The following is a 19,840-nucleotide window of genomic DNA, read 5'->3' as shown; positions in this document are numbered from 1 at the left end:
CTAGGACGACAGGGCGGTGTCCAGGTCGCGCCACAGGTCGTCGACGTCCTCGACACCGACGGATAGGCGGACCAGCTCCTCGGGCACGCTCTCCGGCTCCGCGGCGTGCCGGCGCCGACGCTCCAGCGAGGACTCGACACCGCCGAGGCTCGTCGCGGGCAGCCAGAGGCGGACAGCCTCCTCGACCGCTTCGGCGGCGCTGCGACCACCGGCGAGTTCGATGCACACGATGGCTCCGAACCCCGGGTAGCGAACCTGGGCGACCGCCGGGTGGTCGATGAGCCGCTCCGCGAGCTCGGCGGCGTTGGCGCAGGAGCGCTCGAGCCGCAGGTGCAGGGTGCGCATGCCGCGCAGCGCCAGCCATACCTCGTGCGGGCCCGGTATGGCGCCGTGCAGCGTGCGGTGTGAGTGCAAGCGCTCGTGCAATGTGTCGGACGACGTCACGAGCGCACCGAGTACGACGTCGGAGTGACCCGCCAGGAACTTGGTCACCGAGTGCACGACGACGTCCGCGCCGAACTCCAGCGGGCGCGCCAGCAACGGTGTGTTGAACGTGTTGTCGACGACCGAGACCACGCCCCGCTCGCGGGCGGCCGTGAGGATCGCCGAGAGGTCCGCGACCTCGAGCATCGGGTTGGTCGGCGACTCGAGCCAGACCAGGTCGGCGCCGTCCAGGGCGGCGATCACCGCCGCCGTGTCGGTCGGGTCGATTCGTCGTGGCACGAGTCGACCGGTCTGCGTGAGCTGGTCGACCAGGGAGGTGGTGCCGTTGTAGACGTGTGCCGGCAGCACGACCGTGCCGCCCTGCGGGGTCAGTTCGACGCAGGCGCTGACGGCCGCCATACCGCTGCTGAAGGCGAGTGCGGTGCCGCCCTCCAGGTCGCCGAGGACCTGCTCCAGTGCCTCCCAGGTGCGGTTGGTGAAGCGGCCGTATGCCGGGCCGTCGCCGGCGACGTAGGTGGAGCTGAGCTCGATACCGGGACCCGCCGGCGCTCCGGGCGTCCGGGCCGGACGTCCGAGTCCGACGAGTCGGGTGGCGGGGGCGTAGCTGACATCTTCAGGCATGGCAACACCTTGGCATGACAGGCGGCGGCGCAGCGCGGCTGTCCACGTCCTTCGCGTTAGGCTCAGGGCGATGAGTGACCGCAGCCCGGCCCCAGATGTCCACGCAGAGCCGCACGGACAGGCCGACGAAACCAGCCGAAAGCCCGTAGTCGCAATCGTTTTCGGCGGCCGCTCCAGCGAGCACGCGGTGTCGTGCTCGACGGCCGCGAGTGTGTTGCGCGCGATCGACCGCGACCGTTTCGACGTGGTGCCGATCGGCATCGCGCAGGACGGCCGGTGGGTGCTCGTCGCCGACGACCCGGAGCCGTTGCAGCTCACCGCCGAGCACACGCCGAGCGTGCAGGGTGAGACGACCGCGTTGCTGTCCGCCGACCCGGGGGCGCGTGAGCTGATGGTCTTCGCCCCGAACGAGCCACCACGCCGCCTGACGTCCGTGGATGTCGTGCTGCCGTTGCTGCACGGCCCGTTCGGTGAGGACGGCACCCTGCAGGGGCTCCTCGAGCTCGCGGACACCCGCTACGTCGGGTCCGGTGTCGCGGCGTCCGCGGTGATGATGGACAAGGCACTGATGAAGGTCGTCTTCTCCGCGGCCGGACTGCCGGTCGGACCGCACGTCGTGATCGCCGACAAGGAATGGCGGCGCGACAGGGCCGCGTGCCTGGACAGCGCGACGAGCCTCGGTATGCCGGTGTTCGTCAAGCCGGCCCGTGCCGGGTCGAGCATGGGGGTCGTCAAGGTCGACCGGCCGGCGGACCTGGAGCAGGCGATCGAGATCGCGCGTGAGTCGGACCCCAAGGTGCTGGTCGAAGCGGCGATCGCCGGCCGCGAGGTCGAGTGCGGTGTGCTCGAGGGCCATGGCTCCGATCCGGCGCGGGCGAGCAAGGTCGGCGAGATCACCGTGACGGGGGAGCGCCATACCTTCTATGACTTCGAGGCGAAGTACCTCGACAGTGACGCCCAGCTCAGCTGCCCGGCCGACCTGCCGGCCGAGGTGGCCGAGGAGATCCAGCGGCTCTCGGTCAAGGCGTTCGAGGCGGCCGGCTGCGAGGGCCTGTCGCGCGTCGACTGGTTCTACGAGGCCGGAACGGGCCTGATGCTGAACGAGATCAACACGATGCCCGGCTTCACGCCGTCGTCGATGTTCCCGCGGGTGTGGGCGGAGTCCGGGCTGGACTACCCGTCGCTGATCACCGAGTTGATCGAGCTGGCACTGGAGCGGCGCACCGGCCTGCGGTGAGTTGCGCTCGAGGATTTAGCTGCAGCGGTGGGTTCCCTGGGGGATCTGCCGGACCGCTTGGGTGAACGCACCGAGCGGCGGGAGTGAGTTGTACTTCGTCGGCACGAGGACCTCGATCGCCGGGGTGCGGCCGTAGGTGATGTAGCGACCGCCGTCGGAGAGCTTGCTGCCGACCCAGTCGATGCCGTCCACCGACACGCAACCGGTCGCTGTCGGCCCCGGGGACGCAACACCGCAGCGGGCGATGATCGCCGGATCGCCCCAGGCGTGGACGGTCGACGACTTCGTCGTGACCTTGCGTGCCTTCTGTCCGGAGACTGTCGTGGGCCATTGCCGGGAAGCCCTGGCGCACAACGGGTTCGAGGCCTGCTCGGGCGGCGATGCCTGCACGGCGCCTTCACCTCCGCAGGCCGTGAGCGAAGCCGTCAGCGCCAGAGCACAGACCGCTGCGGCGGGGGCGAACCTCAAGGATGGACCACGGTGCAGGTCAGCGTGCGCATGATGCCAGGAGCCTCCTGGATCTTCGCCACCACGAGTGAGCCCAGCTTGTCGAGGGTCTCGGCCTCGGCGCGCGCGATGACGTCATACGGTCCGGTGACGTCCTCGGAGGACAACACGCCGGGGATCTCGCGCACCGCGGCGGCGACAGCGGTCGCCTGTCCGAGGTCCGCCTGGATGAGGATGTAGGCCTGAACCATTGCGTAGTCTCCCGAGTGTCGTGCGAAGCCCCGCGGGACGGGGTGGCGGCACGATGGCCGTGCCCGCGGAAACGCTACCGTGCGTTGATGCTGGGGCGGTGACGAAGGGTGGAACGAGCAGGTATGACGCAGTCCGGGACACATTCCAGCGCACAGTCCAGCGCACATTCACAGGACTCGCGCACGCTGGCCGACGTCGAGGAGCAGGAGCTGCTGGACACGGTGCTGCCGAGGTTCGCGACCAGCGATGACGTGATCATCGGCCCCGGCGACGACACCGCGCTGCTGCGGGTGCGGTCGGGCGCTGCGCTGGCGACGACCGACACCATGGTGCTGGGCCGTGACTGGCTCGACGAGTGGTCGACCGGTGCCGATGTCGGTCACAAGCTCGTGGTGCAGAACGTCGCGGACATCGCGGCGATGGGCGGCCGCTGCACCGGCCTGCTCGTCACGCTCGTCGCCGACCAGCAGACGCCCCTGCAATGGGTCGCCGACTTCACGACCGGCGTCGCCGACGCCGCGCGCGACGCCGGGACCGTGGTGGTCGGCGGTGACCTGTCCTCGGCTCCGGCAGGCACCCGGGTGGTCAGTATCACCGCGTTCGGCGAGCTGGACGGTGTTGCCGCCGTGCTGCGGTCGGGTGCGCGGCCGGGCGATCTGGTCGCAGTGTGCGGCACGCTGGGACGAGCCGCAGCCGGGTTGCTTCTGCTGCAGCGTGAGCACGCTGCGAAGGGCGCGAATCTCGTTCTGGCGCAACGCCGCCCGCGCACGCCATACGAGCAGGGACCGGTGGCCGCTCGGGCCGGAGCCACGGCGATGCTGGACATCTCCGACGGCCTGCTGCGCGACGGCGGCCGGATCGCCCGCGCGAGCGGTGTGCGGCTCGACCTCGACCCGACGGCGCTCGCATCCGACATACGAGCGTTGACCGATGCGGTCGGCGGGGCCGACGCCGAGACCTGTGTGCTGACCGGGGGAGAGGAACACAGCCTGCTGGCCACCTTTCCGGCCGGTGCGGTGCCGCCCGGCTGGCGGATCATCGGTGTCGTTGCGCCCGGATCCGGCATCACCGTCGGTGGTCGCGAACACACGCGGGTCGGCTGGGATCATTTCGGTTCGGCAAAGACCGACTGAAACGCTCAACACCGAACGTTGGAATGTGTCACCTGCGGAGTAGTGTCTGCGCAGTCGCGCAACATCGCTGCGTCCCATCGAGCTTGTTCGATGGCCACCCAGAAAGCCGTAGGTGACCCATGCACATGGATTCGTCCGCGTTGAGACTCGATGCCGGACCGGTCGACTACATCCTCATCGCGCTCTATTTCGTCTTCGTCATCGGAATCGGCCTCGTTGCGCGCCGTCAGGTGTCCAGCAGTGTCGACTTCTTCCTGTCCGGGCGCTCGCTGCCGGCGTGGATCACGGGCCTGGCGTTCATCTCCGCGAACCTCGGCGCCACCGAGATCATGGGTATGTCGGCCAGTGGTGCACAGATCGGCATGGCGACCTTCCACTACTACTGGATCGGCGCGATCCCCGCGATGCTCTTCCTCGCCGTGGTGATGATGCCGTTCTATTACGGCTCCGGCGTGCGCAGTGTGCCGGAGTTCATGCTCCGGCGGTTCGGACCCGAGGCCCACCTGGTCAACGCGATCAGCTTCGCCGTGGCGCAGGTGCTGATCGCCGGCATCAACCTCTACCTGCTGGCGACCATCGTCAACACGCTCTTCGGCTGGAACATCTGGATCTCCACGATCATCGCCGCCGTCATCGTGCTCTCCTACATCACGCTCGGTGGGCTGTCCGCGGCCATCTACAACGAGGTGCTGCAGTTCTTCGTGATCGTGGCGGCGCTGCTGCCGCTGACGCTGATCGCGATGCACAAGATCGGTGGCTGGGGCGGACTGCAGGACAAGCTGCACGCCCAGAACTTCGCGCACGACCCGATGCAGTCCTGGCCCGGTCAGGGCCTGACCGGCTTCGGCAGTGCCACCCTCTCGGTGATCGGCATCGTCTTCGGCCTGGGCTTCGTGTTGTCCTTCGGCTACTGGACCACCAACTTCGTCGAGGTCCAGCGCGCGATGGTCAGCAAGGACATGAACTCCGCCCGGCGGGCACCGATCATCGGCACCTTCCCGAAGATGTTCATCCCGTTCATCATCATCATCCCCGGTATGGCGGCCGCCGGTCTCGGCGCGTTCTCCGGCTCGGGCAAGCACGACTACAACAACGCCTTGCTCTTCCTGATGCGCGACCTGCTGCCCAACGGTCTGCTCGGTGTCGCCATCGCCGGCATGCTCGCCGCGTTCATGGCCGGTATGGCGGCCAACATCTCCGCGTTCAACACCGTCATGTCGTACGACATCTGGCAGACGTATGTCGTGAAGGACAAGGACGACAAGTACTACCTGGAGTTCGGCCGCATCGCGACCGTCGCCGCCACGATCATCGCGATCGGGACCTCGGCGTTCGCCAGCCAGTACAACAACGTCATGGGGTACCTGCAGACCCTGTTCGGCTTCTTCAACGCGCCGCTGTTCGCGACCTTCATCCTCGGCATGTTCTGGAAGAAGATGACGTCCGCCGCGGGTTGGACCGGCCTGGTTGCCGGAACCCTGGGTGCGGTCGTGGTCGGCATCGCGTCGCAGGACGCGCTGGGCGGGCTGTCCCAGGGCTGGATCGGCCTGTCGGGCCAGGGTGCCAGTTTCGTGTGCGCCGGTGCTGCGTTCGTGGTCGACATACTGGTGAGTGTGATCGTGACGGGGTTCACCACTCCCAAGCCGGAATCGGAGTTGCGCGGTCTGGTCAAGTCGTTGACGCCGAAGGAGGACCACGCCGAGGAGGCCGTCGCCCACTGGTGGCTCTCGCCGGTGAAGCTGGCGGGTGTCTCACTCGCCCTGGTCATCATCCTCAACGTCATCTTCCACTGACCCGGTCTCACGAAAGGAGCTGAAGAGTCATGACTGCTGAAACGACAACCCCGCGCAGGCACAGCGCCGGCTTGTTCGATGTGCGCAACATCATCGCCGCCCTGATGGGCATCTACGGCGTGGTGCTGTTCATCATGGGCCTGGTCAACTTCACCGAGGAGGACAAACGCAAGGCCGACGACTTCAATCTGAACCTCTGGTGTGGCCTGGGCATGTTCATCTTCGCCGTGTGTATGGCGGTGTGGTGCTACCTGCGGCCGATCGTGGTGGACGAGGTCGAGCTCGAGCGGGACAAGGCTGCTGCCGAGATGGCCAACCCGAACCTGCCGAAGGACGACTGACCCGACTGACCTGAGCCGACCGGTTCCGGCCTCTCGCTGACCGAGAGGAGTACCGGCAGACCGAGAGGAGTACGGATTCCACTGGAATCCGTACTCCTCTCGGTCGTTCGCTGCTCCGCTCGGTCATGGGGCTCCGACATACAAGAACGGGCCGTCCCGTTTGGGACAGCCCGTTCTGAAGAGCGAAGAACTCAGCAGTTCAACGCTTCACCTTTCCGGCCTTCAGGCAGGAAGTGCAAACGTTGAGACGCTTCGGGGTCACACCGGCCTCGCCCACCAGCGCCTTGACGCGCTGGATGTTGGGGTTCCAACGACGCTTGGTGCGGCGGTGCGAGTGCGAGATGTTGTGACCGAAGCCGGGTCCCTTGCCGCAGACGTCGCAGGTGGCAGCCACGGTGAATCTCCTTGGATAATGGTTGAAAACGATCTGGCCCGTAGGCATGCCACAAGGCAGGTCGCTAACGGGAACCGCCCAAGCGTAGCCGAGGCGGTGCCCGGTCTCCAAAACGGGTCATGCCGCCTATGACTAGGCTCGGGGTGCACGCGCCGTCGACCGGAAAGGTATCCAGCGTCTCATGCCGCTCGCCCACCTCGATCTGGCAGCGCTGCGCCGATGGGTCATCACCGCACGTGCCGACCTGGCGGCATACGCGCAGGCGCTGAACGGCCTGAACGTCTTCCCGGTGCCCGACGGAGACACCGGCAGCAATCTGCTGATGACGATGAGTGATGCGGTCGACGAACTCGACCGGAGGGCGCCGGAGACGATCGTCACGGCGACGGCGGCGATGGCGGAGGCGACCCTGACCACGGCGCGCGGCAACTCGGGCGTCATCCTCAGCCAGCTGTCCCGTGGTCTGAGCGAGGCCGTCGATGCTTCGCGGGGCCAGCAGCTGGGCGGGCACCAGCTGGCGCTGGTGCTCTCGCGCGCGGCTCAGCTGGCGCAGGACGGCGTGTCGGCACCGGTGCCCGGCACGATCCTGACCGTCGCGGCCGCCGCCGGCTCGGCAGCAACGGATGCCGACTCCACGGCCAGTGACCTGGTGGGCGTGATCGATGCCGCTGTGAAGGGCGCCGGTGATGCGCTGTTGCGAACCCGGTTCGACAACCCCGTCCTGTGCCGTGCCGGTGTCGTCGACGCGGGCGGCGCCGGTTATCTGTTGCTGCTGGAGGCGCTGCAACGGGTGATCCACGGCGAGGGCGGGCTGGCCACGACCGGTGGCGAGCAGCCGGACTGGCTGCGGATCAGCAAGGACAGCACGGGTGCGGCTGACCTGCCGGCCGACTGCGGTGATCACGCGCCGCTCGACGGTCCGGCGTACGAGGTGATGTTCCTGCTCGAGGAGACCACCGAGGACGCGGTCGGAGTGCTGAAGACCACGCTGCACGACCTCGGGGACTCACTCGTCGTGGCCGGTGGCCCACGCCGCTACTCGGTGCATGTGCACGTCGACGACGTCGCGGCCGCGGTCAACGCGGGTGTCGGGTCCGGCCATGCGCATCGTTTCCGGATCACGCGGTTCGCCGACCACAGGTCAACGGAGACACCCGATTTCGCCGTTCTGGCGCTCGCCCACGGCCAGGGTGTGGCGCATCAGCTGCACCGGGCCGGCATCACGACGGTGACCGACTGGCAGGACGAGGCGGCCCTGCGCGCGCGGCTCGGGCGGTCGGGCACGTTGCTGCTCTGCGCGGCGCCCGACGCGTATGACGCCGCGCGGGCACTCGGCTCCGACCAGGGGGTCGTCGCGGTCGGCAGTGATGCGGCTCAGGCGATAGCCGCCGCTGCGGTGCTCGATCCCGACGCTAGTTTCGATCAGCTCTGCGCTGCCGCACGTGAGGCGGCGGCCGACGTCGCCAGCCGCCGGGTTGTCGGTGATCCGGGTGATGATGCCCTGATGGGGCAGATCCGAGAACTGATCGAGACCACGGCAGGAGCCGAATTGGTGACGCTGGTGACCGGCGACGGGCTCGCCGCCGCGCGGATCGACGGGTTGCTCGGCGTTGTCCGCCGCGAGCGGCCCGAGCTGGAGGTGACGCACGTCGCCGGTGGGCTCGGCGAGCCCCTGCTCACCATCGGGGTGGAGTAGGTGGCGATCACACGCAGCAGCTCGCTGAAGCCGGTCGTCGGCAAGGCTGCCACGAAGCTGGAGAAGGCGCGCGGCCTGCGCACTGTGGGTGACCTGCTCGACTTCCTGCCGCGCCGCTACCTCGACGCGAGCAAGAGCGGCCGGCTGGCCGACTTCCACCCGGGGCAGGATGCGGTCCTCGTGGCGACGATCGTGTCCGCGCAGACGCGTCCGATGCGCGGGCGCAAGGGCAAGATGCTCACCGCTGTGCTGCAGGACGCGGACGGGCAGCAGGCCTCGCTGGTGTTCTTCAGCGCCTGGGGTCACGAGGAGCGGCTGGTCCCCGGCGCCCACGGTGTCTTCCGCGGCAAGATGCAGACCTACGGCCACACGCTGCAGCTGGCGCATCCCGAATACACGCTCTTCTCCGGCGGGGAGACCGACCCGGTCTACCGCGGGGGGCTGATCCCGCTCTATCCCGCGGTCAAGGGCGTCACGGACATGCAGCTGACGCAGACCATGCGGCTGGTGCTGGAGCAGGTCGAGCTGGACGACCCCGTGCCACACGAGGTGCGGCGCGAGCGGAAGTTGCTGGACCTGCAGACGGCATACGAGCACGTGCACCTGCCGTTGCAGGACGCCGACTGGGGGCGCGGCAAGCGCCGGCTGCGGTATGACGAGGCGCTGGTGGTGCAGACCGTGCTCGCGCAGCGGCGCGCGCAAGCCCGCCAGGAGGAGGCGACTCCGCGCACTGCCGTCTCCGGCGGCCTGCTGGAGGCGTTCGACGCCCGGCTGCCGTTCGAGCTGACGGCGGGCCAGCGCGAGGTCGGGGAGCAGATCGCGCACGACATGGCACAGGGCCACCCGATGCATCGGCTGTTGCAGGGTGAGGTCGGCTCGGGCAAGACGATCGTCGCGCTGCGGGCGATGCTGGCGGCGATCGACGCGGGCGGCCAGGCGGCGCTGCTCGCACCGACCGAGGTCCTCGCGCAACAGCACGAGCGGTCTATCAGCGCGATGCTCGGCGAGCTCGGACAGGCCGGCATGCTCGGCGGTGCCGACAACGCCACCCGGGTCGCGCTCCTCACCGGTTCGATGAGCAGGGCCCAGCGGGAGAAGGTCCTGCTCGACGTGGCGACCGGCCCGGTCGGCATCGTGGTCGGCACGCACGCGCTGATCCAGGAACACGTGATGTTCGCCGACCTCGGGCTGGTGGTCGTCGACGAGCAGCACCGCTTCGGCGTCGAGCAACGGGATGCGTTGCGCGCCAAGGCTGCTCGGCCGCCGCACGTCCTGGTGATGACGGCGACGCCGATCCCGCGAACCGTCGCGATGACGGTCTTCGGCGACATGGACACCTCGGTGCTGCGAGAGCTGCCGCGCGGGAGGCAACCGATCGCCAGCCATGTCGTGCCCGGCAGCCGGCCCAACTGGATGACGCGCACCTGGGAGCGTGTCGCCGAAGAGGTCCGCGCGGGGCACCAGGCCTACGTCGTGTGCCCCCGCATCGGCGACCCGATGGACGCATCGCTCGAGGTCGGCTTCGAGGGGGAGCCGCCACCGGACTTCGAGGCGTATGACGAGGGCGAGGAGCCCGAGGCCCAGCGTGAGCTGACCGGCGTGCACCAGCAGCTCGAGCGGCTGCGGAGCGAGCCGTCGTTGCAGGGACTGCGGATAGAGATGCTGCACGGCCGGATGTCCGCCGATGACAAGGATGCCGTCATGACGGCGTTCGGTGCCGGCGACATCGACGTGCTGGTGTCGACCACGGTCATCGAGGTCGGTGTCGACGTGCCCAATGCGACGGTGATGGTCGTGATGGACGCCGACCGCTTCGGCATCTCGCAGCTGCACCAGTTGCGCGGCCGCGTGGGGCGTGGCGATGCGGCGGGCCTGTGCCTGCTGGTGACCGAGACCGAGAACCCCGACACGGTCGAGCGGATCGAAGCGGTGGCCGCGACGAGCGACGGTTTCCGACTGGCCGATCTCGATCTGTCCCTGCGACGCGAGGGCGATGTCTTGGGCGCCGCGCAGAGTGGCACGCGCAGTCAGCTGCGGCTGTTGCGGCTGAGCCACCCCTCCGATGTGGAGCTGATCGACTTCGCCCGCGAGGACGCGACGGCGATCGTCGAGGACGACCCGGAGCTGACCGGGCATCCGCGACTGGCGCAGCTGGTCGCCGATCGGCTCAGCGAGGAACAAGCGGCGTTCCTGGAGCGCGGATGACGCGCATCATCGCGGGGACCGCGGGTGGCCGCCGGCTGCTGACCCCGCCGGGCTCGGGCACCCGACCGACGTCGGACCGGGTCCGCGAGGCCGTCTTCGGCCGGCTGGAGCACCTCGACGCGCTCACCGGCGGGCACGTGGTCGATCTCTACGCCGGCTCCGGCGCCCTCGGCCTGGAGGCCGTGTCACGAGGTGCCGACTCGGCGCTGCTGGTCGAGTCCGATCGCAAGGCTGCCGCGACCATCGACAAGAACGTCCGCCACCTCGGCCTCGCCGGCGTGCAGGTGCGTGCCGGCACCGTCGAGTCCGTGGTCGGCGCACCGCTGGCGCCGCGCGCCGATCTGGTGTTCATAGACCCGCCATACGCAGTGGGCGAGGAGGTGCTGGCCGGCGTGCTCGCGAGCCTGGTCGAGCACGGATCGCTGGCGGTCGACGCGGTCCTGGTCGTGGAGCGCTCCAGCAGATCCGCGGAACCGGTGTGGCCGGCAGGTGTCGAGCTGATCGGGCCGCGGCGCTATGGCGAAACCACCTGCTGGTTCGCGGAGTACGTGCCCGATGGCGACACCGCGTGAGCCCGTCCGCTGGCTAGAGTGCGTGACATGAGCGGTAATCCTGCACGGTGTGTGTGCCCGGGCTCCTACGACCCGATCACCAACGGTCACCTCGACGTCATCAAGCGCGCGAGTGCGCTGTATGACGACGTGGTGGTCGCCATACTCCACAACACCGCCAAACAGGGCACGTTCAGCCCGCAGGAGCGGATCGAGCTGATCGAGGCGGCGACCGCCGACCTGCCCAACGTGCGTGCACTCGCCTTCGGTGACCGGTTGATCGTGGATGTGTGCCGTGAGCTGGACGCCGCCGTGCTGGTGAAGGGCATCCGGGGACTGACCGACTACGAGTACGAGCTGCCGATGGCGCTGATGAACCGCGAGATGACCGGGGTGGAGACGCTGTTGCTGCCGGGCGACCCGGCATACACGCATTACTCGAGCTCGCTGATCCGGCTCATCGCGCAGCGCGGCGCCGACGTCAGTGCGATGGTGCCGAAGCCGGTGCTCGCTCCGCTGCTGGACAGGCTGGGGCCGGCGCCGCGGACCGAGTGACGGCGCCGGTTTGGGCGACGGGCACCTCACCCGGTAACCTTGCTCTTCGGTCTTGTCGTTCCGACGTGAGACCGTGCCATGTCTCCTGCGAAACACACTGTGATGCATACCGATACGCGACGCCCGCTGGCCCTTGATACCAAGGAGCTTCCGAGGCGACCCGGCGGGATGCTCGAGGGTGAGGTGCAGGTGGCGGCACCTGAGCACTTCGGCACCGACGTGATCAGCGTGCCGGAAGGTCAGCAGATGACCTTGCGGTTGCGTCTGGAGTCGGTGATGGAGGGCGTTCTGGTGACCGGCACGGTGCACGCCACGGCGACCGGTGCTTGCGTGCGGTGCCTGGAGCCCGTCGATCTACCGATCGACGTTCCGTTTCAGGAGCTGTTCGCTTACGCCGATCGGGCTGCTCACCACCGCGAGGTGGAGGACGGTGACGAGGAGGACGTGCACGAGCTGGACGGCGATCTCGCCGACCTGGAGCCCGTGCTGCGGGATGCGGTGGTGCCTGCACTGCCCTTCCAGCCGGTATGCCGGGAAGACTGCCCGGGCCTGTGCTCCGAATGCGGAGCACTGCTCGCGGACGACCCGACGCACCACCACGAAGTGATCGACCCCCGGTGGTCGGCGCTGGCACAACTTGCCGGCGGCGATGACACCGACACCGACGAGAAGAGGAATTGACGTGGCTGTCCCGAAGCGGAAGATGTCGCGCTCGAACACCCGGTCCCGCCGCGCGCAGTGGAAGGCGACGCCGGTTGCGCTGTCGACCTGCCCGCAGTGCAACGCGCCGAAGCAGTCGCACGTCGCCTGCCCGGCGTGCGGTACCTACAAGGACCGTCACTACAGCGCCGCGGAGCGCACCGAGCACCAGGCCTGACGGCCTCTTCGACGACGTGAGCCCCAGTAAGCGGCAGCGTCCCGAACACGCACAGCGGCCCGTCGCCGACCTCGCCCGGATCCTCGAAGAGCGATCCGGACAGGTTGTCGACGAGTCGCTGCTCTCGCGTGCTCTGACACATCGGTCGTTCGCCTACGAGAACGGCAGCATCCCGCACAACGAGCGCCAGGAGTTCCTCGGCGACGCAGTGCTGGGCCTGATCGTGACCGATCACCTCTACCACGAGCACCCCGACCTGCCCGAGGGACAGCTGGCGAAATTCCGTGCGGCGGTTGTCAATTCGCTCGCACTGGCCAAGGTTGCCCGGCAGCTCGAGCTGGGGGACTTCCTGAAGCTGGGCCGTGGCGAGGCGACCACCGGTGGCCGCGACAAGGACTCGATCCTGGCCGACACGATGGAAGCAGTCATCGGCACGGTCTACCTCTGCAGCGGGATCCCCGGCGCGAGCGCGCTGATCCACAGCCTGATGGACACCCTCATCGAGCAGTCAGCGACGCTCGGAGCGGGACTGGACTGGAAGACCTCGCTCCAGGAGATCTCCTCCGCGCTCGGCCTCGGCGTGCCGTTCTACCGCGTCGAGGAGGAGGGGCCGGACCATGACAAGACCTTCACCGCGACCGTGCTGATCTCCGACGAGAAGCTCGGCCGGGGCGTCGGCCGCAACAAGAAGTCCGCCGAGCAGCAGGCAGCCGAGATCGCCTGGAAGACCCTCAAGGCGCGGGCCGACGCCGCCGAGGAGACCTCCCGCAACACCTCGAGCGTGTCGGGGTCCGACAGCCCGTCGACCGCCGGAAGTGCCTGAGCTCCCCGAGGTCGAGGTCGTCCGCCGTGGCGTTGCCACGCACGTGGTCGGCCGGTCGCTGACCGACATACAACTCTTCGGCCATCGGGTCGCGCGACGACACGTGCCTGGTCCCGTCGACCTGGCGGACCGGTTGCGCGGACGCGCGGTCACCGGTGCGCGGCGGCGTGGCAAGTATCTCTGGCTGGAGCTGGACGGCGCGGTCGAGGCCCTCGTCATACACCTCGGGATGAGTGGGCAACTGCTGGTCGAGGAGCCCGAATCGCCCCGGGAGAAGCACGCCCACGCTCTCTTCGACCTCTCCGACGGGCGCCAATTGCGTTTCGTCGACCAGCGGACCTTCGGCGGTCTGCAACTGGTTGCGCTGGTGCCGGATCCGTTCGGACCCGGCAGTGTGCCGGACATCATCGGCCACATCGCGCCGGACCCGCTCGAGGCCGCGTTCGACCAGCAGGCGGTCAGCAGGGCGATGCGGCGTCGCCATACCCAGTTGAAGCGGGCGCTGCTGGACCAGTCCCTGGTCTCCGGCATCGGCAACATCTATGCGGACGAGGCGCTCTGGCGGGCACGCCTGCACGGTGAGCGGCCGACGGAGCGACTCACCGCGGCGGCGGTTCGCGAGGTGCTGGGACATGCCGCCGACGTGATGACCGAGGCTCTCGGTCGGGGCGGCACCAGCTTCGACAGCCTGTATGTCGACGTCAACGGCGCCAGCGGCTATTTTGAGAGATCGCTGAACGCCTATGGACGACAAGGCGATCCGTGTCGTCGGTGCGGCACGCCGATGGTGCGCGAGTCGTTCATGAACCGGTCGTCGTTCAGCTGTCCGCGGTGCCAGCGACGTCCGCGCGTGGTCGGCTGAGCCGCATCCGGTTAGGTTGCCTCCATGAGCGCATTGGAGCCGCAGACCCTGCCAACTTCCGACGAGGCCCTTGAGTGGGTCGCCCGGACCTGCGACGGCGGCCTCGATCGGGCGCGCTCGCTCGTGACGTCGTTCAAGAAGAGCCCGCCCACTGACGCGCTCGAAACGCTGCGTGCCTGGAACGACATCCATGTCGCGCTCGCGGGGGCCGCCGGGGTCGCCGGGGTGTACTCCGAGGCGGATCCGAGTTCCGCGGTGCGCGACGCCGCCGAGACGGCGATGCAACGGCTGGACGCCTTCTCCACCGAACTCGGTATGGACCCGGAGGTTTTCGGCATCCTCTCGTCGGTCGACACCTCCGGCCTGGACAACGGGGCGCGGCGCTTTCTGGAGCACACCCTGCGCGATTTCCGGCGCAGTGGGGTGGACCAGGACGAACAGACGCGGGCCCGGTTGAGCGAACTCGCCGAGCTGGAACTCAGGGCGAGCCAGGAGCACAGCAAGAACATCCGCGAGGGCGTGCGGAGCATTTCCGTGCCGCCGGCGGCGCTGGCCGGTATGCCGCAGGACTGGCTCGACGCGCACCCGGCCGGCGATGACGGTCTGGTCACCGTGACGACGGACTACCCGGATGCGATTCCGCTGATCACCTTCTGCCAGGACGCCTCCACCCGTATGGCGATGACGCTCGAACGACTGAACGTCGCCTGGCCCGGCAACGACGCGGTGCTGCAACGACTGCTGGAACTGCGCGCGGAACACGCGAAACTGCTCGGCTATGACACCTGGGCGGACTTCGACGCCGAGGTGAAGATGATCGGAAACGCCTCTGCCATCGGCGAGTTCATCGACAAGATCACGGCGGCGGCCACAGAGAGCGCCGAACGTGACAAGGCGGTCCTGCTGGAGCGGCTGCAGCAGGACGTGCCGGAGGCCACCGACATCTCGTCCTCGGACCTGTCCTTCTACTCCGAGTTGGTGCGCAAGGAGCAGTACGCCGTCGACGCACAGCAGGTCCGGACCTATTTCTCCTTCGAGAAGGTCCGGCAGGGCCTGCTCGATGTGACCGGGCGGCTCTTCGGGATCTCGTTCGAGCCGGTCGACGCGGTGACCTGGGACGCCGACGTGGCGCCATACGACGTACTGCGGGCGGGGGAGCGGATCGGCAGGATCTACCTCGACCTGCACCCACGCGACGGGAAGTACAAGCATGCGGCGCAGTTCGACCTGCGTGGTGGGCTGCGCGGACGGCAACTGCCCGAGGGCGTCCTGCTGTGCAACTTCGGCCGGGGCCTGATGGAGCACGACGAGGTCGTGACGCTCTTCCACGAGTTCGGACACCTGATCCACCATGTGCTCGGCGGCGACCAGGAGTGGATCAGCTTCACCGGGGTCGCCACCGAATGGGACTTCGTCGAGGCGCCCAGTCAGATGCTGGAGGAGTGGGCGTGGGACGCCGACGTGCTGGCGACCTTCGCGACCAACGAGGCAGGAGAGACGATCCCGGCCGAACTCGTGACGAAGATGCGTCGCGCCGATGACTTCGGCAAGGGGTTCCAGGCGCGGACGCAGATGTTCTACGCCGCCCTGTCGTTGAACCTGTACCTGCGGCGGTATGCCGACCTGACCGAGGTGGTGCGTGACCTGCAGGCGAAGTACTCGGTCTTCCCGTATGTCCCGGACACGCACTTCCACACTGCGTTCGGTCACCTGGACGGCTACAGCTCGGGCTACTACACCTACATGTGGTCGCTGGTCATCGCGAAGGACATGTTCAGCGCGTTCGACACGGCCGACCTCTACAACGCAGAGGTTGCCGGTCGTTATCGCGACAAGGTCCTGGTCCCGGGCGGCAGCAAGGACGCGGCCGATCTGGTCGCCGACTTCCTGGGGCGTCCGTACACGTTCGACGCTTACGCAGCGTGGCTGGCTGAGTGACCGGGCAGCGCCCGCGAGCGATCATCGTCGGCATCGGCACCGAGTGCTCGTCGTTCGCCCCGCACCGAACAACGCTGGCGGACTTCGGTATTCGTACCGGTGACCGGGTGCTGGAACGCTTTCCGGCCGTGCCGTCGGGGCACGTCCGCGAGGTCGACTTCGTGCCGGGCCCGGTCGCGCGGGCGCTGCCGGGTGGACCGGTCCTGCGTGCCGCGTATGACGCACTGCTGCAGCAGGTGCTCGACGCGGTCCGGGCCGGAGCACCCTGGGACGGTGTGCTGCTCGACATCCACGGCGCGATGCTCGTCGAGGGGATGAGCGACGTCGAGGCGGATCTCGCTCGCCGGGTGCGGGAGGCCGCCGGCGGCGCGGAGGTCGTGATGGCGGCGGCGATGGACCTGCACGGGCAGGTGTCGCGCGAGTTCGTCCGGTGTGTGGAGCTGCCGACCTGCTACCGAACAGCGCCGCACGTGGACGAACCGGAGACGCGGGACCGCGCGGCACGGCTGCTGGCGCGTGCCCTGACATCCGGTGTGCGTCCGGCGCGTGCGTGGTGCCGGATCCCTGTTGCGCTGCCGGGGGAGAAGACCTCGACGCGCGTCGAGCCTGCGGCCTCGCTCTACCGGTCGTTGGCCGATCCGCCGGAGGGCGTGTGGGAGTCGGCGCTGTGGGTCGGCTATGCCTGGGCCGACGAGGCTCGCACGTCGGCCGCTGCCGTGGTGGTGGGGGAGGACGCTTGCGCCATACAGCGTGAATGTGGGCGGGTGGCAGAGCAATTCGTCGCCTCGCGGGATGACTTCGCCTTCTGCGGCCCGACCGGGAGTCTGCCGTGGGCGCTTGATGCCGCGGAGGCGGCGCCGGACGGTCCGTTCTTCATCAGTGACACCGGCGACAACCCGACGGCGGGCGGATCCGGAGATGTGGCAACGACTTTGGACGCCTTGGTCGCGGACCAGCGGGTCACCGAGGGCGCGGGCGACGCAGTGTGGTCAGCGCTGGTCGATCCCGGCGGGGTGCAGGCGGCACGGCAGATCGGCGTTGGCGGTGCCTTCGACGAAGAGGTCGGAGGGTGCTTCGGCTGGCCGGCACGCGCGCGACTCACTGGAGTCGTCGACCGGCTCGCTGACGACTGCTCCGGGGAGGTCGCCGTCATCCGACTGGGGCGCCTGCAGGTCGTCCTGACATCGCGTCGCCGCCCGTTCCACACGGTCGGCGATTACGCGCGGGTCGGGGTGGACCTGGCCCGAACCAGACTGGTGATCAACAAGATCGGCTACCTCGAACCGGAGCTGGAGGAGGTGAGCAGGGGCTGGGTGATGGCACTGACCGAGGGTCCGGTAGACCAGCGGATCGGCGATCTCCGGTTCGAGCACGTCGGACACCCACTGCACCCGTTCGACCCGCTCGATCACGGTTGGCGCGCGGACGTGGAGGTCTTCGACGCGGCTCAGTGACCGTGAACGAGGTCCGCGGCGGCACGGACGAGCGCGCTCTGCACAGGGTGATCCCAGCTGCCGTCGACCCGCGCCATACGCCCCAGGTGTATGCCGCGGGCGCCGGCAGCAAGTAGCGCCGGCAGGTTGTCATAGGTCACGCCGCCGCCGACGAGGGTCGCTGCGGCGAGTTCCGGATCGCGCAGTGTGGCGACGATGCGCGGCATGCCGACGTCGATCCCGGCCGGGTCGCCCGCAGTCAGCACCTGGTCGCACCCGGGCAGGAACAGCGCAGCAGTGACAGCTGCCGCCAGATCGGGCGCGTCGTCGAGAGCACGATGGAAGGTCCAGTGCCGACCGCCGAACGCAGCGATGACCGGTCCCAGGGCGTCGGATGGCACTCCGGCTACATCGACCGCGCCGCACACGAAACCTGTTGCCATGGGCAGTGATTCGACGTCGCGACACAGCTGAGCGGCGTCCTCGTCGGTCAACCGGTGCGACTCAGCGCGTCGGATCATGACCCGCACCGGGAGATCGGTCGCCGCGAGCACAGCGCGCACCACGTCCGGTGCCGGAGTCATCCCACCGCGTTCCGGCTCGGCAACCAACTCGAGGCGGTCGGCGCCGCCGTCGTGTGCGGCGCGGGCGTCCGTGACGCTGGTGACGATCACTTCGAGGGTCCGGCTCATGCCGTTCATTCTGGGCCCCATTCTCGAGCCCACCAAGGGGTGGCACGCTTGGGTCATGACAAAGACGTCTTCGGTTGTTGAGCAGGTCAAGAAGCAGTTGTTCATCGGCGGCAGCTGGCGGGATGCCGAGGGAGGCGCCACTCTCGAAGTGGACAACCCGGCCACCGGGGGAGAGCTGACTCGGGTCGCCGACGGTTCGGTCGCGGACGGTGACGCGGCGTTGACCGCCGCAGCGGACGCGCAGGCCGAATGGGCGCGTTCTGCGCCGCGAGACCGCAGCGAGATCCTGCGCGCGGCATACGAATTGATCGTGGAGCGGACGGACGTCTTCGCCGAGCTGATGACGCTCGAGATGGGCAAGCCGCTCGCCGAGTCGCGTGGTGAGGTGGCCTACGGTGCCGAGTTCTTCCGCTGGTTCGCCGAGGAAGCGGTCCGCGTGTCCGGGCGCTACTCGACGGCGCCGAACGGCGCGACCCGGCTGATGACGATGAAGCAGCCGGTGGGTCCGACGCTGATGATCACCCCGTGGAATTTCCCGTTGGCGATGGGCACGCGCAAGATCGGTCCGGCCGTGGCAGCAGGTTGCACGATGGTGGTGAAGCCCGCGGCCGAGACACCGCTGTCGATGCTCTACCTCGCGCAGGTCATGGAGGAGGCAGGGCTGCCCGCCGGAGTGCTCAATGTCGTCACCACGAGCAGGAGCGGCGAGGTCATGGAGCCACTCATCCGTGACCCGAGGGCGCGGAAGCTGACCTTCACCGGCTCCACGCCGGTCGGACGAACGCTCATCGAGCAGTCGGCGCAGCAGGTGTTGCGCGTGTCGATGGAGCTGGGCGGGAACGCGCCGTTCATCGTCTTCGACGACGCCGACATCGATGCAGCGGTCGACGGCGCGATGCTCGCCAAGATGCGGAACATCGGCGAGGCGTGCACGGCGGCCAACCGCTTCTTCGTCCACGCCGACGTCGCGGCCGAGTTCAGTGAGAAGTTCGCCGCGCGGATGGCAGGGCTGACAGTGGGCGACGGGCTGGTCGACGGGGTCGACGTCGGCCCGCTGATCAACGCGAAGGCGGTCGACAAGGTGACCGGACTGGTCGCCGATGCCACCGATCGCGGGGCGAAGGTCGTCACCGGTGGTGGCAAGCGCGAGGGCTCCGGCTTCTTCTTCACACCGACCGTGATCACTGGCCTGCCCGGTGACGCGGCGATGGCGCGGGAGGAGATCTTCGGGCCGGTGGCCGCCATACAGACGTTCACCGACGAGTCCGACGTCATCCAGCGCGCGAACGACACCGAGTACGGACTTGTCGGCTACTTCTTCACGCGCGACTACGCCCGGGTGCTGCGTGTGAGCGAAGCGCTGGAGTACGGCATGGTCGGCGTCAACCAGGGCGTCGTCTCCAACCCGGCAGCACCGTTCGGTGGCGTCAAGGCAAGTGGTTTCGGTCGAGAGGGTGGCTTCGAGGGCATCGAGGAGTACCTGGAGACCAAGTATGTCGGGCTGGCTCTCTGAGCCGGCCGAGGTTCTGCCACGGGCGGAGCCCTG

20 protein-coding genes are annotated in these 19,840 nt (G+C 68.5%); 15 read left to right on the top strand and 5 right to left on the bottom strand.

Features of this window, described 5'->3' with window-relative positions; translation table 11 throughout:
* On the bottom strand, nucleotides 1–1,065 hold the full coding sequence (locus tag VG502_RS12980; protein WP_325550485.1) for a trans-sulfuration enzyme family protein: 1,065 nt from the start codon (nucleotides 1,063–1,065) through the stop codon (nucleotides 1–3).
* A gap of 70 nt (nucleotides 1,066–1,135) precedes the next feature.
* On the opposite strand from VG502_RS12980, the gene VG502_RS12975 reads away from it, so the two are divergent.
* Nucleotides 1,136–2,302, top strand: coding sequence for a D-alanine--D-alanine ligase family protein (locus tag VG502_RS12975; protein WP_325550484.1), 1,167 nt, complete (start codon nucleotides 1,136–1,138; stop codon nucleotides 2,300–2,302).
* Nucleotides 2,303–2,317: 15 nt separating this feature from the next.
* On the opposite strand, the gene VG502_RS12970 is transcribed toward VG502_RS12975, so the two are convergent.
* Both VG502_RS12970 and VG502_RS12965 read right to left on the bottom strand, forming a co-directional pair.
* Nucleotides 2,318–2,770 (bottom strand): DUF3515 family protein, encoded by a 453-nt coding sequence (locus VG502_RS12970; RefSeq protein WP_325550483.1) that lies wholly within the window; start codon nucleotides 2,768–2,770, stop codon nucleotides 2,318–2,320.
* On the bottom strand, nucleotides 2,767–3,000 hold the full coding sequence (locus VG502_RS12965) for an Lrp/AsnC family transcriptional regulator (protein WP_188838156.1): 234 nt from the start codon (nucleotides 2,998–3,000) through the stop codon (nucleotides 2,767–2,769). The genes VG502_RS12970 and VG502_RS12965 overlap by 4 nt, the downstream gene beginning before the upstream one ends.
* Before the next feature lie 123 nt (nucleotides 3,001–3,123).
* On the opposite strand from VG502_RS12965, the gene thiL reads away from it, so the two are divergent.
* The 3 genes from thiL (at nucleotide 3,124) to VG502_RS12950 (ending at nucleotide 6,268) form a co-directional block, all read left to right on the top strand.
* Nucleotides 3,124–4,134 (top strand): thiamine-phosphate kinase, encoded by a 1,011-nt coding sequence (gene thiL / locus VG502_RS12960; RefSeq protein ID WP_325550482.1) that lies wholly within the window; start codon nucleotides 3,124–3,126, stop codon nucleotides 4,132–4,134.
* 125 nt (nucleotides 4,135–4,259) lie between these two features.
* Nucleotides 4,260–5,927: a sodium:solute symporter family protein gene (locus VG502_RS12955; RefSeq protein ID WP_325550481.1), complete on the top strand. Its 1,668-nt coding sequence runs from the start codon at nucleotides 4,260–4,262 to the stop codon at nucleotides 5,925–5,927.
* Between the two features lie 29 nt (nucleotides 5,928–5,956).
* On the top strand, nucleotides 5,957–6,268 hold the full coding sequence (locus VG502_RS12950) for a hypothetical protein (protein ID WP_325550480.1): 312 nt from the start codon (nucleotides 5,957–5,959) through the stop codon (nucleotides 6,266–6,268).
* Nucleotides 6,269–6,467: 199 nt separating this feature from the next.
* Here the strand turns inward: VG502_RS12950 and rpmB are convergent, their stop codons facing one another.
* The gene (rpmB, locus tag VG502_RS12945; protein ID WP_166118878.1) at nucleotides 6,468–6,662 is read right to left on the bottom strand and encodes a 50S ribosomal protein L28; all 195 of its coding nucleotides are present in this window, start codon (nucleotides 6,660–6,662) and stop codon (nucleotides 6,468–6,470) included.
* A 181-nt stretch (nucleotides 6,663–6,843) separates the two neighbouring features.
* Between rpmB and VG502_RS12940 the strand changes: the two genes are divergently transcribed.
* The 10 genes from VG502_RS12940 to VG502_RS12895 all read left to right on the top strand — a co-directional run bounded on the left by VG502_RS12940 (nucleotide 6,844) and on the right by VG502_RS12895 (nucleotide 17,623).
* Entirely contained in the window at nucleotides 6,844–8,358 is a 1,515-nt protein-coding gene (locus tag VG502_RS12940; protein ID WP_325550479.1) for a DAK2 domain-containing protein, read from the top strand.
* A complete protein-coding gene (locus VG502_RS12935; protein WP_325550478.1) occupies nucleotides 8,359–10,563 on the top strand; it encodes an ATP-dependent DNA helicase RecG in 2,205 nt (734 codons plus the stop codon).
* Nucleotides 10,560–11,135, top strand: coding sequence for a 16S rRNA (guanine(966)-N(2))-methyltransferase RsmD (gene rsmD / locus VG502_RS12930; protein ID WP_325550477.1), 576 nt, complete (start codon nucleotides 10,560–10,562; stop codon nucleotides 11,133–11,135). The genes VG502_RS12935 and rsmD overlap by 4 nt, the downstream gene beginning before the upstream one ends.
* Before the next feature lie 27 nt (nucleotides 11,136–11,162).
* Nucleotides 11,163–11,669: a pantetheine-phosphate adenylyltransferase gene (gene coaD / locus VG502_RS12925; protein ID WP_325550476.1), complete on the top strand. Its 507-nt coding sequence runs from the start codon at nucleotides 11,163–11,165 to the stop codon at nucleotides 11,667–11,669.
* Between the two features lie 102 nt (nucleotides 11,670–11,771).
* The gene (locus tag VG502_RS12920) at nucleotides 11,772–12,350 is read left to right on the top strand and encodes a YceD family protein (RefSeq protein WP_325550475.1); all 579 of its coding nucleotides are present in this window, start codon (nucleotides 11,772–11,774) and stop codon (nucleotides 12,348–12,350) included.
* A gap of 1 nt (nucleotide 12,351) precedes the next feature.
* Nucleotides 12,352–12,546 carry a 50S ribosomal protein L32 gene (gene rpmF, locus VG502_RS12915; protein ID WP_325550474.1) on the top strand — a complete coding sequence of 65 codons (195 nt, stop codon included), beginning with the start codon at nucleotides 12,352–12,354 and terminating at the stop codon, nucleotides 12,544–12,546.
* Between the two features lie 16 nt (nucleotides 12,547–12,562).
* The gene (gene rnc, locus VG502_RS12910) at nucleotides 12,563–13,369 is read left to right on the top strand and encodes a ribonuclease III (protein ID WP_325550473.1); all 807 of its coding nucleotides are present in this window, start codon (nucleotides 12,563–12,565) and stop codon (nucleotides 13,367–13,369) included.
* Nucleotides 13,362–14,231: a bifunctional DNA-formamidopyrimidine glycosylase/DNA-(apurinic or apyrimidinic site) lyase gene (gene mutM, locus VG502_RS12905; protein ID WP_325550472.1), complete on the top strand. Its 870-nt coding sequence runs from the start codon at nucleotides 13,362–13,364 to the stop codon at nucleotides 14,229–14,231. Before rnc ends, mutM begins: the two co-directional genes overlap by 8 nt.
* A 24-nt stretch (nucleotides 14,232–14,255) precedes the next feature.
* Entirely contained in the window at nucleotides 14,256–16,169 is a 1,914-nt protein-coding gene (locus tag VG502_RS12900) for a M3 family metallopeptidase (protein WP_325550471.1), read from the top strand.
* Nucleotides 16,166–17,623: a M81 family metallopeptidase gene (locus tag VG502_RS12895; protein WP_325550470.1), complete on the top strand. Its 1,458-nt coding sequence runs from the start codon at nucleotides 16,166–16,168 to the stop codon at nucleotides 17,621–17,623. The genes VG502_RS12900 and VG502_RS12895 overlap by 4 nt, the downstream gene beginning before the upstream one ends.
* On the opposite strand, the gene VG502_RS12890 is transcribed toward VG502_RS12895, so the two are convergent.
* On the bottom strand, nucleotides 17,617–18,294 hold the full coding sequence (locus VG502_RS12890) for a copper homeostasis protein CutC (RefSeq protein WP_325550469.1): 678 nt from the start codon (nucleotides 18,292–18,294) through the stop codon (nucleotides 17,617–17,619). The genes VG502_RS12895 and VG502_RS12890 overlap by 7 nt on opposite strands.
* 55 nt (nucleotides 18,295–18,349) lie before the next feature.
* Here VG502_RS12890 and VG502_RS12885 point away from each other — a divergent pair, with 55 nt between their 5' ends.
* Nucleotides 18,350–19,807 carry an NAD-dependent succinate-semialdehyde dehydrogenase gene (locus VG502_RS12885; protein ID WP_325550468.1) on the top strand — a complete coding sequence of 486 codons (1,458 nt, stop codon included), beginning with the start codon at nucleotides 18,350–18,352 and terminating at the stop codon, nucleotides 19,805–19,807.
* Nucleotides 19,808–19,840: the final 33 nt, after the last annotated feature.

The sequence above is a fragment of the Flexivirga sp. genome, from assembly GCF_035551235.1.
GTDB lineage: Bacteria > Actinomycetota > Actinomycetes > Actinomycetales > Dermatophilaceae > Flexivirga.
This window is presented reverse-complemented; position numbering and strand designations above follow the sequence as displayed.